Source organism: Enterococcus sp. DIV0724b, assembly GCF_050531475.1.
In the GTDB taxonomy this organism is placed as follows: Bacteria; Bacillota; Bacilli; order Lactobacillales; family Enterococcaceae; genus Enterococcus_L; species Enterococcus_L haemoperoxidus.
The window spans coordinates 613,801-628,710 of the sequence record NZ_CP172890.1; the positions used below are offsets into that span (position 1 = coordinate 613,801).

At 34.8% G+C, this 14,910-nt stretch carries 12 protein-coding genes; 10 read left to right on the forward strand and 2 right to left on the reverse strand.

Translation table 11 applies throughout. The annotated features are described in order from the left end of the window. Position 1: 1 nt before the first annotated feature. A complete protein-coding gene (locus tag IGJ02_RS02875; RefSeq protein ID WP_430603218.1) occupies positions 2-766 on the forward strand; it encodes an ABC transporter ATP-binding protein in 765 nt (254 codons plus the stop codon). Between the two features lie 38 nt (positions 767-804). Further along, the gene (locus IGJ02_RS02880; protein ID WP_430603220.1) at positions 805-1,812 is read left to right on the forward strand and encodes an ABC transporter substrate-binding protein; all 1,008 of its coding nucleotides are present in this window, start codon (positions 805-807) and stop codon (positions 1,810-1,812) included. Between the two features lie 89 nt (positions 1,813-1,901). Here the strand turns inward: IGJ02_RS02880 and IGJ02_RS02885 are convergent, their stop codons facing one another. Next, a complete protein-coding gene (locus tag IGJ02_RS02885; RefSeq protein ID WP_430603221.1) occupies positions 1,902-2,381 on the reverse strand; it encodes a hypothetical protein in 480 nt (159 codons plus the stop codon). Between the two features lie 698 nt (positions 2,382-3,079). On the opposite strand from IGJ02_RS02885, the gene IGJ02_RS02890 reads away from it, so the two are divergent. The 6 genes from IGJ02_RS02890 (at position 3,080) to IGJ02_RS02915 (ending at position 9,184) form a co-directional block, all read left to right on the forward strand. After that, on the forward strand, positions 3,080-4,018 hold the full coding sequence (locus tag IGJ02_RS02890; protein ID WP_430603223.1) for a phosphate/phosphite/phosphonate ABC transporter substrate-binding protein: 939 nt from the start codon (positions 3,080-3,082) through the stop codon (positions 4,016-4,018). A gap of 80 nt (positions 4,019-4,098) precedes the next feature. Next, a complete protein-coding gene (phnC, locus tag IGJ02_RS02895) occupies positions 4,099-4,863 on the forward strand; it encodes a phosphonate ABC transporter ATP-binding protein (RefSeq protein WP_430603224.1) in 765 nt (254 codons plus the stop codon). After that, on the forward strand, positions 4,863-5,642 hold the full coding sequence (gene phnE / locus IGJ02_RS02900) for a phosphonate ABC transporter, permease protein PhnE (RefSeq protein WP_010760309.1): 780 nt from the start codon (positions 4,863-4,865) through the stop codon (positions 5,640-5,642). Before phnC ends, phnE (IGJ02_RS02900) begins: the two co-directional genes overlap by 1 nt. Continuing rightward, on the forward strand, positions 5,642-6,421 hold the full coding sequence (gene phnE / locus IGJ02_RS02905) for a phosphonate ABC transporter, permease protein PhnE (protein WP_010760310.1): 780 nt from the start codon (positions 5,642-5,644) through the stop codon (positions 6,419-6,421). The genes phnE (IGJ02_RS02900) and phnE (IGJ02_RS02905) overlap by 1 nt, the downstream gene beginning before the upstream one ends. Before the next feature lie 17 nt (positions 6,422-6,438). After that, the gene (locus tag IGJ02_RS02910; protein WP_430603227.1) at positions 6,439-7,638 is read left to right on the forward strand and encodes a bifunctional metallophosphatase/5'-nucleotidase; all 1,200 of its coding nucleotides are present in this window, start codon (positions 6,439-6,441) and stop codon (positions 7,636-7,638) included. A 22-nt stretch (positions 7,639-7,660) separates the two neighbouring features. Beyond that, positions 7,661-9,184, forward strand: coding sequence for a bifunctional metallophosphatase/5'-nucleotidase (locus IGJ02_RS02915; RefSeq protein ID WP_430603228.1), 1,524 nt, complete (start codon positions 7,661-7,663; stop codon positions 9,182-9,184). 119 nt (positions 9,185-9,303) lie between these two features. Here the strand turns inward: IGJ02_RS02915 and IGJ02_RS02920 are convergent, their stop codons facing one another. Further along, positions 9,304-9,834, reverse strand: a complete 531-nt coding sequence (locus IGJ02_RS02920) for a LysM peptidoglycan-binding domain-containing protein (protein WP_430603230.1) — start codon at positions 9,832-9,834, stop codon at positions 9,304-9,306. Between the two features lie 514 nt (positions 9,835-10,348). On the opposite strand from IGJ02_RS02920, the gene IGJ02_RS02925 reads away from it, so the two are divergent. After that, positions 10,349-11,848 (forward strand): helix-turn-helix domain-containing protein, encoded by a 1,500-nt coding sequence (locus IGJ02_RS02925; RefSeq protein ID WP_430603232.1) that lies wholly within the window; start codon positions 10,349-10,351, stop codon positions 11,846-11,848. 245 nt (positions 11,849-12,093) lie between these two features. Further along, entirely contained in the window at positions 12,094-14,904 is a 2,811-nt protein-coding gene (locus IGJ02_RS02930) for a MucBP domain-containing protein (RefSeq protein ID WP_430603234.1), read from the forward strand. Positions 14,905-14,910 lie beyond the last annotated feature (6 nt).

The following is a 14,910-nucleotide window of genomic DNA, read 5'->3' on the forward strand; positions in this document are numbered from 1 at the left end:
AATGGAATTAACTGTAAAAGATTTAGAAATCATGATCGGACAAGAATCGATCGTTAAAAGTATCTCTTTTCAAACACAAAAGAAACAATTTGTGGGGATCATCGGTGCCAACGGCTGTGGGAAATCAACGATGTTAAAAGGAATTTATAAAGGAATCAAACCACAAGCAGGTCGCGTATTTTTAGATGAATTGGACCTTTTAGCGGTTTCCGAAAAGAAAGTGGCTCAAAAATTAGGTGTAGTAAATCAATTTAATGAACTGAATTTTGACTTAAGTGTTTTTCAAATGGTTTTATTAGGACGAACGCCCCATAAAAAGTTATTAGAATCAGATACACAAGCAGATATTGAGATTGTGATGGATGCGTTGACTAAGACGAATTTGACGAGCTATTCTGATCGAAGTTTTTTATCATTATCTGGTGGTGAAAAACAACGGGTGATCTTAGCACGAACGATTGCCCAACAACCTAGTTATATGATTTTGGATGAGCCAACCAATCATTTGGATATTCGCTATCAGCTTGAGATATTGAATTGTGTAAAAAATCTTGGGATCGGTGTTTTAGCGGCACTACATGATTTAGAATTAGCCGCACATTATTGTGATTATATTTATGCGATGAAGGCAGGCAAAATCATTGCAGAAGGTAAACCCGCGGACTTATTTACAGCGGCATTGATCGAAGAGATATATGGCGTTAAATGTACGATTTATCAAAATCCAGTGACCCAGCGATTAGGCTTTGCCTATTCATTGGACTAGTCACCAGATTTAAATTTATATGTAGAGGAAGCGAAAAAATGAAAAAAGCACTTATTATTAGTTTATTAGGTTTAACAATGTTATCAGGTTGTGGTCAAAAAGAACAAAAAGCTACTGAAAAAAATCAAAGTGAAGGCTATCCTGTAACCGTTCAGAATTTTTCTAAAGCAGAAGGTGCAGAAAGCTGGCAAAAGAAAGAACAAACTTTTGATAAAGCACCAGAAAAAGTCTTAGCGAATACGCAACCTGCAGCAGAATTATTACTGCACTTAGGATTAAAAGATAAAATCGTCGGCGTAGGCGCGGTCTTTGGTGAACCGGATAAAGCAGTTGAAAAAGAATTTAATGAATTGAATCATTTATCGACAGACTATATCGGCAAAGAGATGGCGTTAAGTGTTGATCCAGATTTGGTATACGGACGTGGTGGGTTGTTTGATAACCAAGACTGGGGCGTGGGCACAGTTGATACGCTTAATGATATGGGAATCAAAACCTTCGTATTGAACTCTTCTGTAACTGGTGGCACGTTTGATTCTATTTATGATGATATTGATAACTTAGGTAAAGTTTTTAACGTATCAGATAAAGCAGATGCATTCAAATCAGAGTTAAAAGAGCGTCAAGCAAAAGTAGATAAAAAACTAGCTAAAATCAAAGAGGATCAAACATTCGCTTATCTTCATACTGCAGATCCAGCAGAATTATATATTTATCCTGCCCACAATGAAACTTTTTTCAATGATATTTTCAAAATGGTAAAACTAGACAATATTTTCAAAGATGAAAAAGGCGAAGTTAGCGTAGAAAAATTGATCGAAACGGATCCTGACGTTTTGATCGTAGCGGATTGGGGTACGATGAAAGATGGCATTTCTGGTGACAAAATGATCGATGCTGTGTTGAAAAATCAAAAACTTTCAAGTATGAAAGCCATTAAAAATAAACAAGTTTATGCGGTCGATTATAATTATATGTTTGGTTATGGGTACCAGTCGTTAGATGGAATCGAAAAATTAGCAGATCAAATGTATCCAGAAAAATAGAAAAGAAGGTCGACACAAAGCAAAAAGAGCGATGTGTTTGACCTTCTTTTCTATTTTACTAGTTTTCAACATTGGTAAAACAACAGTAATTACTTGTTATATAAAACGCCGCTTGTTCTCAAGTTTACATCTAATCCATTCGTAACTTTCGCTCGTCCTGGAGAATAAGCTTGATAACTTCTATATTTAGAACTAGAGTAGTGGAAAAATTCGATGACTACGCGTGTTCCAACTTTTTGATCATCGATCGTGTCAATCAAGAAACGATCACAAGCTGTAAATACAGATTTGCTCGGATCACGTTTTCCTTTAAAAACATGTGTCTCATTGTTCAATTTAAAGGTAAGAGTAAATGATTCTTTGTCTACATTCAATAGTAAATCATTCATTTTACCCTCATAGACTTCACCATCGATATTCATATCGAGGTTTGATAAAAATGCTGTAGTTGATGTATACGCACCAGAGCGAGGTGATTCTGCGCTCTCTGCATTTGCAGAACTAGAAAAGAATGTGCCAAAAAATACGAACATGGTACTTACAATAAATAATTTTTTGAAAAGTTTCATAAATAGCCTCCTAATTTTTAGTTTACCAATGTTGAAAGTTTATTATAAAAAATAACTATAGTTTACTCACAATGTCAGTATTCGATCACTATGTACCTAATTATTTTTATAACCGATAAAGTTGTGTTATTTCTTCAATAAAAATAGACTTTTGAATCTTGTGAAATATGAAAATTTCATCTGTCTTAGAGTTATTGGGAATAGTATATATTAAACGAAGTGTAAAAAAAATATGATTTTTGTAGAGGAGGATCGAATGGAATTTATACGCTGATTTTATATATTTTTTGTAATCAAATTTAAGATTAAAGCCCAACGATATTTTAATGTAATCGAACAATGACAATTAGTCGGAAACAATCGAACCCTTATGAATAAAGGTTTTATTTACCTTTTTTTCTGAAATAGAAATGAGAGTAAAATAAGTAAAAAATGAAAACTAGTCTAGAAAAAATTAGAATTTATGCTATACTGATTTTAGTTTGGTACGTTCATTTTTTTATGAGAGTAACACTGAAAATTACTGAAAAGTATCAAGCATGGGCTCCATTTTTTTACTTAATAATAATGAAGTTGACTTGAAATATTTACATAACGTTTACGTCATTATTATGATAAATTTACACCACTAAAATACAATAGGTATAACTAAGCATAGGAATAATTTCTTGCTTGAGTAATACCAAACATGTGAAGGGATGGAAAGAGTGAAAAAGAGAACGAAATTGTTAGGGTTGCTGTCTGTTATTGGTTTGAGTGTAGGATTACTTACAGGATGTGGGTCAAGTGGCGATAAAAAAGCCGCTGACGATACGAAACCACTAGAATTACAATTTGTCCCAACCAACAACGATGGCTCAATGGAAGCAAAAGCGAAACCTTTCGCAAAATATTTAACTGAAAAATTAGGACGGGATGTCAATGTTACGTTAGCAACAGATTACTCAACAATCGTTGAAGCAATGGCGTCAGGTAAAGTAGATATCGGAATTATGCCGCCGTCAGCATATGTTCAAGCACGCAACCAAAAAGCGGCAACAGCGATTTTATCCTCTGAATTAGGAGCGTTTAATAGTGAAACAGGGAAGCCTGAAAAAGACAAGCTATCAAGCACATTTAAAGGTGAAGTTCTAGTTCGTGCAGATAGCGGAATCAATTCGTTAAAAGACTTAAAAGGCAAAAAAATTGCTAGTTTAAGTCCAAATTCAGCTAGTGGTTATATTTATCCCGTGGTTGAAATGAAAGAAGTAGGAATTGATCCAACTAAAGATGTTACGCTAACAACTGTTAATGATATCCCTAGTGAAATCACAGCTGTTTTAAATGGTCAGCAAGATGCCTGTTTTGTTTTTGAAGGAGCACGTAATGTGTTTGCCTCAAAATTTGAAAAAGACGATTTGTTTAAAGATTTAAAAGTCCTGTATTTAACAAAAGGTGATATTCCAAACGATGCAATCGCTGTTCAGCCAAAAATGGACAAAGACTTACAAGCGAAAGTCAAAGACGTTTTCATAGCAATGCCTAAAGATACAGAAGGCGCAGAAGCGATGGCAATGTGGGGACACAAAGGCTATGTAGAAGCGGACGATAAAAATTACGATACAGTTGAAGAATATACAGAAAAAGCAGCAGAATAAAGCTTTGCTACATGAATGAGTGACTTAAAAGCTGAACGTAATTTGTTCAGCTTTTCTATTTTTTATTAAAAGGAGAAATCATGATTCAGTTTGAAAATGTAACAAAAACCTATAATAATGGAGTTAAAGGGCTTAAAAATATTAATTTAACAATCAACGACGGTGAATTTGTATCCGTGATCGGATTAAGTGGTGCGGGTAAGAGTACCTTATTACGCTCGATCAATCGCTTAAATGAAATCAGTGAAGGCAATATTATCATCGATGGTGCTTCAATTACCAAAGCAAACAAAAGAGACTTACGTCGAATCCGTAGAAATATCGGGATGATTTTTCAGCACTTCAATTTAGTGAAAAAAAGTTCTGTTCAAAAAAATGTTATTTCAGGTCGATTAGGCTATTATTCAACCATTAAAAGTATTTTTGGGATTTTTTCAAAAGACGATTACGCTTTAGTCAATGATGCATTAGGGCGTGTTGGATTAGCAGATAAGCTACATTCAAGAAGTGATGAGTTGAGTGGTGGACAACAACAACGTGTGTCAATTGCAAGAACGCTGGTTCAGCAAGCATCGATTATTCTAGCGGATGAACCAGTTGCGTCTTTAGATCCGATCACAACACAAAAAATCATGAAAGACTTAAAGAAAATCAATCAGGAATTGAACCATACTGTGGTGATCAATCTTCACTCAGTAGATTTAGCTCGTGAATTTTCTAGTCGAATCATTGGCTTACGTGATGGTGAAGTAGTTTTTGATGGGACTGCAGCAGAAGCGACCGATGAAGTGTTGACAAGTATTTATGGTGCGGATATTTTGAAGCAAACTGAAGGTGTTGCGTAATGAAGTTAAAAGATACGATTCACCGTGATTTATATAAGCATCTATTTATTTTAGTATTGGTTCTTTTATGTGTGTTTTCAAGTGCTAGAGTCACTGGAGCGCAAATGGCGGATGTCTTCAATAACTTAGATCAGATGGGTATTTTTTTACAACGTTTTCTTAGTCCTGATTGGCATTATATTCCTAAAATTATTGAACCGATGTTGAAAACGATCAAAATGTCAGTTGTGGGAACAACAATGGGGGTCGTTTTTGCAGTACCATTTGCATTTTTAGCTACAACAGTGGTCACTAGAAACTTTTTTGTGACAACGATCATTCGTTTTCTAATGAGTATTATTCGTACGATTCCTAACTTGTTATTGGCAGCTTTGTTTGTAGCCATGTTTGGTATCGGTGAATTTACAGGTGTATTGACGATTGCAGTTTTTACTTTCGGTATGGTTTCACAGTTAGTTTACGAAGCCATCGAAACAATCGATCATGGGCCAATCGAAGCGGCTGAATCGGTCGGTGCAACAAAGACTCAGATTGCTTTTTGGTCGATTGCGCCGCAAATATCTCACCAAGTTGCCAGCTATTCTTTGTATGCCTTTGAAGTCAATATTCGTGCTTCAACGATCTTAGGTTATGTTGGTGCTGGCGGAATCGGTGTGATTTTGAACTCTTCATTGAGCTTGATGCGCTATGACCGAGTGTCGATTATTATTTTATCTATTTTAGTTGTGGTGATCACGATCGACTGGATTAGTGAAATTATCAGAAAGAGGTTGGTATAATGAGCATGAATCGGAAGTTAAAGAGCTATTTGCCAATCATTATTGTTTTAGCGATCATTCTTTATTCTGCAGCAGGGATTGATTATTCAGAAGCTGGAAACATGTCATTTGATATGGTCAAATCCGTTCTTTCTGGGTTATTCCATCCTGACTGGGGTTATGTCTATGATGGCAGCGGAGAGGATTTACTGAGTTTACTATTGTTAACGATTGGAATCGCCTTTTTAGGGACGGTTATTGCGACTGTTTTAGCGTTACCGTTAACTTTTATCAGCGCTCATAATCTATGGAAATCAAATACGATCGTCTCTAAAATCGGCAAGTTTATCTGTAATGTTTTAAGAGCGTTTCCTGAACTTGTTTATGCTATCATCTTTGTAAAGATGGTTGGTCCTGGACCTTTTGCTGGTGTTTTGGCAATCGGTGTTCATCAAATCGGAATGCTAGGTAAATTATATACGGAAGAAATTGAGTCGATGGATGAAGCGCCTGTAGAATCAATGACGGCTGTTGGCGCAAACTTCTGGCAAACGATGTTTTATGCACGCTTACCGCAATTGATTCCAACATTTTTATCACTAGCTTTGAATCACTTTGAAATAGCGGTTCGTAGTGCTGCAACGCTTGGTTTAGTTGGAGCAGGAGGAATCGGTGCACCGATGATTTTTGCAATTCAATCAAGAGCCTGGGATAAAGTTGGCATTATTTTGTTTGGGATCATTATTACAGTATTTTTGATTGATGCTGGAACTGGTTATTTACGTAAAAAACTACAGTAATTCGTGAGGATAAAAAAATGGATAAAGTAACAATATTAAGTACAACAGATGTCCATGGTTTTTTGACAGCCGCAGCAAACGAAGAGAACGGTCTTTGTTCTCTTCATGCGATTGCTGAAAATTATCATGAACCGATTTTGATCGACAATGGCGATTTTTTAGTGGGTAGTCCTGAGACTACTTTTTTTAATACAACTATGACAATTTCGCCTTTGGTCGAATTAGCTAATAAAATTGGATTTGATGTAATGGTTCCAGGAAATCATGATTTTGATTATGGAATCGATTTTTTGAAACGCCAAGCGGAGGCTTTTAATGGAAAGTATCTCTGCGCTAATGTGTTAGATTTATCAGATGAACTGATTTTTGATCCCTATACAATCATTGAACGTGGTGAATTGAAAATTGGTGTAATTGGTGTGATCACTGGCGCGATGCCGCAAATCACTGACTATGAGCAAATCAAAGACCTGAAATTCATCGATGTAATCGATACGTTAAACCATTGGGTACCACAAGTACGTGAACAAGTTGATGTATTGATCATAAGTTATCATGGTGGGATCGAGCGAGATATGAGCACAGGTCAACCAACGCAATATGATACAGGAGAAGACCAAACCTATCGAATCATTCATGAAATAGCGGGGATTGACGGTGTAATTTGTGGGCATCAACATCGAATTAATGCAGGTGTATTAAATAGTACAGCTTTTGTGCAGCCTGGATATCGCGGGAATTTTATTGGGGAATTGACTTTTTCTATTGATGGGAATCATATGTCTGATAAAAAAGCACAATTGATTGATACAAAAAAATACAAAGTAGTGAATGAGCAATTATACGACCAAGTAAGTTTCGAAAAATGGTTGGAAACGCCACTTGATTTAAGCCATTTTGATCAATATTTGGCTAGAAAAGTTCCGGGCACTTATTATGCAGTTGAACTTAATGCGCCAACAATTGGAGCATTTTTAACTAATTTTAAGCCGCCATACACTCTGTCAACTTACCATGTATCAAAAAGTGAACTGGTAGAATTATTATTAAGTCGAACAGTTCAAGGGATACGTTTAAAAAATGGTCAACCTTTACCAGATCAATCAGACTATCGCATAACATCTAATAAAGCGATTTTTCCAAGTTATCGCTTAGAAACGAATTATATTTATAATGTTTTCGACGAATATATTGCTAGTGTAAGCATAAAAGAGTAAGTTAAACTTGAGGTGAAACTAAATGAAACAACAAATGAAAATCTACTATACATCAGATGTACATGGCTATTTATTTCCAACCAATTACGCTGATACCCAGGAAAAAGATATGGGACTGTTAAAATGCATCCCAAACTTTAAAAAAGACGAGAATACATTGATTATCGATGGTGGAGATATGCTACAAGGCTCAGCTTTAGCAACCTACTGTCAAGCCCATCCAGAAGAAGGATTCCCTCAAGCCAAGGTATTGAATTATGCTGGCTATGATTTTGTAACATTAGGTAACCATGACGTCAATTATGGAACAAGTTATCTGTATAAGTATTTAGAGGCACTTGATGCAACGTGTGTTTGTGAGAATCTACTAAATGCAGATCAAACCAAAAAATTTCCATGGACCATCAAGACGTTAGCGAATGGTTTAAAAGTCGGGATTGTCGGTGTAGTGACAGATTACATCAATGTTTGGGAAAAAGCAGAAAATATTAAAGATGTTATCATTTCAGATCCATTTACAGCTGCCAAACAAGCATTAGAAGAAGTCAAACCACACGTTGATCTTACGATTTGTATTTATCATGGTGGATTTGAACGAGATGTAAAATCTGGTACTATTCTATCCAAAACGAGTGAAAATATAGGGTATAAAATATGTGATGAACTTGATTTTGACATACTGTTGACAGGGCATCAGCATTTATTGATCGAGGGACAGTTACTACATGGCACTTATATTGTGCAGCCTTCGTCTAATGCCCAGAATTACTTTGAAATCAATATTGAAAAAGTACAGAATAATATAGAAATAACTTCAACGATCGGCAAACCGACTACTCCACCAAAACCGAAATTAACGGGTGAGCTACAACCTGTAGAAACAAAAGTTCAAGAGTGGTTGGATCAAGCAATCGGTAAATTGAACAGAGATGCATTAGCTAAGGATAAACTAGAGATGGCACTACATGGAACTCCAGTTGTAGAATTGATCGGAGCAGTTCAACTGCAAGCTAGCAAAGCTCAGATCACAGTCGTGTCTTTGGCCAATACGTCACCTGGATTCCACAAAAATGTAACGATGCGAGATGTGATCGCAACTTATCCATATACGAATCAGTTGATGACGCTAAAAATCACTGGTGCTCAATTGAAGCAAGTTGTGGATAAAAATGCGGATTATTTTAGTTTAGATGAACAAAATGAAGTAATCATTTCGCCAAGTTATTTATATCCTAAAATTGAACATTATCATTTTGACTTTTTTGTTGGGATTGATTATACGATTGATCTTTGCCAGAAGGTTGGAGCGCGCGTAACTGAGTTGCGGTATAAAAATCAATCGATTAAAGATACGGACGAATTTACTATTTCTTTAAACGACTATAGAGCAAGTGGTGGAGGTGGTTTTCCAACCTACCTAGAATGTCCAGTAATCAATGAAGGGGCAGAAGAGATTGTCGGGTTGATCGTTGACTATATTCAGTCACAAAACGAGATTGTATTGCCTAAAAGCTTGAATTACAGAGTGAAACAAGCTTGTAAGTAAGCGACAGTATAGCTAATAAACAGAGGGTGCAAAACTAAAAAAAGTTTTGCACCCTCTGTTTATAAAAAATGTGTGTAATCAATTTGTTAGGCAAAATTATGTAGAGAAAAATAAGTTGCTTATTGCAATGATAACACTTGTCCAACGTAGACTGTTGAATCAGTTAAATTATTTTTTAGCATTAAATCTTGAAGCGATATTTTATTTTTTTCAGCAATCACAGAAAGTGTATCTCCAGATTGAACTGTGTAACTTGTAGCTGCAACTTGTGATGGTTCGGTTGAGCGTTCAGTTTGTTGTTCTACAGCCTCAGATGATGGGGGCGTTTGTGCTGGCTGATCTGAACTTTCAATAGTCGAACTTGATTCTTCCATTTTGCTTACTTGAGTGGAACTTTCTCTTACAGGAACATTATGTTCTGTATTGTCAGTTGCAAGAACTGGGGCGTTTGCTCCGAGATCAAGTTTGCTTACTTGTTTTTCTATACTGTTTAATCGTGCTTCTTGCTTAGAACTAGCCTGAACATTCAAATAGAGCAATCCGCCTAATGCAAGTGTATTGACTAACAATAATAAAATAACGATTACGATGGTGAATTTTGATGTAGATGGGGGACGTTGTTGTTTACGTCGAGAGTATTCTTCATCCAAAATAAATTGACTCCTTTCATGATAGATTTACTAGGAAAATACTTTAGAACAAAGCATTCTTAGTATATCATACAGTCATAGTACTCTCCAAGAGGAAAATGAGGGAAAAGTTTTGGGCAATTTTTATTAGAACAATCGTTCAATTATAAAAAAACAAAAAATAGTAAAAAAGAAGAACTTAATTATATTATTTATGAAATAATAAGTGTGTATGTTTTTATATTAGATTTTGAATGCTTGTTTATTTTGCAAATGTTTTTATTATTCTTTTTTTCTGATATGTTTTTAACAGTATAGAAGATAGACTAAAAGTATAATTTTTATTGAATTCTAGTGATTATTTTATTTTTTACATATATAATGGGTGAAGAATCATCGAGGTAAATGGAGAATTAGTAGCATCTGTAGTGCTTGAAGAAAGGAATGAAGCCTTTTTTTTGAGTATTCTATTATAAGAAGACTCCAATAGTGACGGAGTGAGGTCTGAAATCATTAAAAATAGAGGGGGAGATTTATGAAGTTATTTATCAGTGATATAGATAATAGAAAAATCGAAGTGTTAGCGTATCTAATTAAAGAATTAAAAGAAGTAAAAATAGCTGATCTAGTCGCTGTAACAGGTTTATCTGATAAAACGGTTAGGGGGATCGTGTTATCTTTAAAAGATAATACCTATCTTGATGAAACAAAAATGACGATTAATTATAATGAGAAAGGGAAAATCAACTCAATTATTGTTTCTAATATCTCTTTAGCAGATGCAGCATTTTTTTACTTAGAAAAGTCAGTTATTTATATTATGGTAAAAGACTTATTCTTACGTGGTTATCTTGATAAGAGCAGAATTTGCAAAAATCATTTCATCAGTGAATCAACTTTTACACGATATAAAAATCAATTGAAGAAAATTCTGAAAAAGTTTGAATTTGAATTATCTAAAGAAAATACACTAGTTGGTGAAGAGTACCGCATTCGTAATTTCTATTTCTTATTTTTTTCTTTTGCACATTCAAATTGGTTTTTTTCAGAGGAAAGCTATCGAGAGATTGAACGTTCATTATCAGAACTTTTTTTTGACAAGGTATCGTTTGATTCTTCCAAAAAAAGTATGATCTGTTTACTACTTTTTATTTGTAAAATCAGAAACAATCAAGGCTTTTATTTGGATCAAAAAACGACAATTCATTTCAAAAAAAATGGTGCTCATGAGCGTTTTTATAAAGGAATAGCTAGATTTATAAATACATATTGTCCTTATTTTAAAAATAAGGAGGAAGAAATTCAGTTCTTTTTTTTCTTTTGCCTTCGTGGACAACTGATCATACCAAGTCCTTATTTAGAGGAAGAGATGAGTATTGAAATTGACCATCTAGAAAGTTTTAATGAGACTAGGGAATATCTTACCCAAAACATAATCACAGAATTTTTTGAAGAGGATCCTGAAAGACGACGATTAGTTAAACAAGATGTAACAATATTTTTATTGTATGTTTATTATAGTTTTATTGATTCTAGACTTTTTTTATATGTTTATGATGAAGATAACTATTATTCCAGAACCAAATATGAAAAAGAATTATTAGAGAAAATCAAAGGATTTGCAGATCCAACACTGCAACAGTTTCCGAAGAATCCGCTTTTTGAACGATTATTTCATGGAGAAAAAGTTGATATGTTGATCAATCAACTTTTCCTACTGATTTATAGCTTGATATCTCGAGTTGAGTTAGAAAATATTGTCACAGTTCGTGTTTATGTTCAGATTTCTAAAGTATATGTGGCAGATATTTTAAAAACTAAAATTAAGCAAGTATTTGCAGAAAATGTGGAAATCGTCAATTGTTATGATGAATCAATAGATTTAGTTATTTCTGATAAGAACTATTCTGATCAAGTCGAACATCCTTCAAGGGTCTATATCCCAACATTTTCTGATTCTCAATATTTTGATATAATGTGTGAAACAATACTGAAAGAAATAACAAAGAAAATTAGTCGAAATAGATCCTGGTGATAAAAAAGAATCATGTAACATGAATGTTTAGTAAAAATAAATCATTATTTCCTACAAGTAAAGGAAATAATGATTTATTTTTCGTTTAAAAAAAGTGTATAACTAAAAAGTGACGTAAAAGATATAATAATGATAAAAATAAGATGTAAATTCAGTTGGGTTTGTGTGCGTGTACAAGCTTTAGTGTGGAAAATTGTATTATTTTATGGAATTTATATCTAATTTATAATAAAGGGAGGGCTGGAATGATAAATAAAAAGGGGAGCAAAACTATATTTATGATGGTAATAGGTATCATGGGTATTTTATTGATTAGCTTACTGATAGCAAAAAACGTCACTCAAATCAAAGCAGAAAATGACCTAGTATCTTTTGCTGTCGAAAGTTCAAATTATAAAACTTGGGAAGCTGAGAATTTATCAACAGCTAAAAGTGAGGTCAAAGGTTTTTTAGATAAGCAAAAAGGAACCGATAAAAACAGACCTTATAAAGGGAATAAAGAATGGACAGAAGGCTCGTTGGCAGCCCTAGATAAAGCCTATCAGTCAAGTTTGACTGCAGAATCAGGTGTTAGTTCAGATTTATCTCGAATGCTACTGATAGAAACAGTACGGAAATTGGAAAAAGCTACTACGCTTGGTAGGCTAGATCCTTCAGTTAAAGCATTGAACAACTTTCCAAATGATGCTGGTCAGTATGAACTGGAATATGACTTACCAACTGTTTTAGGTTTGCCGGCAAATAAAAAGGTGAAATATGATGTGATGTTTGTCTTAGACTGGTCAGGTTCGATGAATAGTCCGACACTTGCTGGATTAGAGCCTGCGATTCCTCGTTTTCACGGTAAAGAAATGATTATAAACCTGTCAAAGCTAGTATTGAATGATTACAGTGGAAGTAGAATCCGCATATTTGGTTTAAATTCGCCTACCCGAAACAGTGCGACAATTAACGATGATGTGAATCAAAAAGAATTTCTAGAAAAGGTTCCTGGTTGGGAACAAATAGTGGAGAAATCATTTGAAAAAGACAAGACATATGATGAAGATAATCAGGTTGGTAACTTAGAATATGTCGTGCCGCTTATGGAAAAGGAAAGGAATCCTGATGCGATCCCTGTTATTGTTTATTTAACCGATTTTCAGCTTTCAGCTCGACCAACTAACACGCCAACTAAAAATGTAGTCACTGATTACAAAGATATTCTGACCAGGTTTAATAACATCCCTGTGCAAGGGGATCAAGGTCCTATCTATATTGCGGTTAGATACGATCATTCAGGAAATTATAATCCTAAGACCGGATTGCCACGTTGGGCTGGCGGAAAAATCGAAAGCCCAGGTCAAACTGGAACTTACAATAGTTTACAAGATGATGTGGTAAAAGATAGAAAGTTCTGGAATTGGATGGCTGTAACAGCGACAAATAAAACCAGCACGGATCCACACGCAGTTCCGGCATCAGATGCAACGACTACATTTATGAAGTTATTTACCGACTCGTTACCAGTTAACCCGTCACGAGCATATCAAGCAGATTTAAATTTCGGAAAATATGGTTATGTTGCATCTTCGTTGAGTTCAAAGAACAATCCTGTCGTAACGTCACCAACGAAAAAAACGCTAACGATTGCAAATGAGAATGATGGTGATACAGATATTGGTGATACAGGTTCGTTTAAAGCAGTTTTTGATGATGCGACTTCTTCTATAATGGGAACAACTAGCGCATTAGGAACAACAACGAACGGAGTAACTTTTTCAGCTTCAGAATATAAGTCGCATAATACTCCATTCAAAACCTTACCGAACTTGTTCCATCCGTATACAGAAGCGGCTATAGAGGTCTATAAGTATAAAGGGACAGGAGCAGCTACTAGTGCAGATAATTATGAACTAAAACAAACGATTGTAGGCTCTAATTATCAATTATACAGTGGTAAAGACTATTCATTAAAAGATTCTGGTTTATCTTCATTGAAATATGGAGAAACGCTGACGAAAGCTAAAGCGTTGAAAATTATTAGTAATAAACTAGGTGTAGCCGAGTACAATAAATTAGACTTTAATGGAGCAGGTGCGAGTTCTTTGACTGCTGCAACACAGAAGATAACATTTGATGCTGCTAAAAATGTCTATAAAGTATATGCAGAATCAAATGAATCAAATATCGTTGTTGAATATTATGAAGATTTAACTAATTTAACACTCAAAGAGAGTAAATCAATTTCAGGAATTATTGGGGATTCCTATACAATCGATCCACTAACTGAGGTAGTTACGGACTATGATTATGTACGTTCTGAAGGTGCACCTTTAACAGGTACAATAAAAAAAGAAGTTCAAACCATCAAGTTATTCTATCGTAAAAGTGAAGTTGAATTAAATGTTTATTTTAAAGACGAGGATGGCAATGAGATCAAACCAGTTGTTACGCTCTTGAAAAAACCAAAAGAATTGGTTGACTTAACTGAAGAAACAGAAATTTCAACGGTCGTTAAAGCAATTAAAGATGATTTGTATGAACTACTTACACCGCCAGCTGATGAGACAAAAGTCGAAATACTTGTAGGTGAAAATGAAAGAACCTATGTCTTTAAAGGTCAAGTGGCCATAGGAGCAACAAATGAAATGATCTTTAAAACCGGATTGATCCAGTCCCGTGATCAAGAATTAGAATATGCTTCTGCAGGTCCATTTAAGTTAAATATTGCAGATAAACGTGGACGGACAGCTCCGAATGAAGGCTTTAAGCGAGGTCAATTTACAATCAATGGTTCGTTATCTAAACCTTTTAAACATGAAATCAGTGGAGACGTATTAAAAGATGCTCAAATTATTTATAACAATGGTGAAGCGGAGCACGAGATCTCTGATGTGAATGGGGTAACGATTTACAATAACAAAACAGCACGTCCACAAACTAATTATGAGTTAGAACTGGCAAATCAAACAGACAAAAAAGAGGGCTTGAAACTACTTGTTCCTAAAGGCAGTGGCGCAATTGAAGGAAGTTACAAAGCTGAAATCACTTGGGAATTAGTTCAAGAACCATGAGACAAG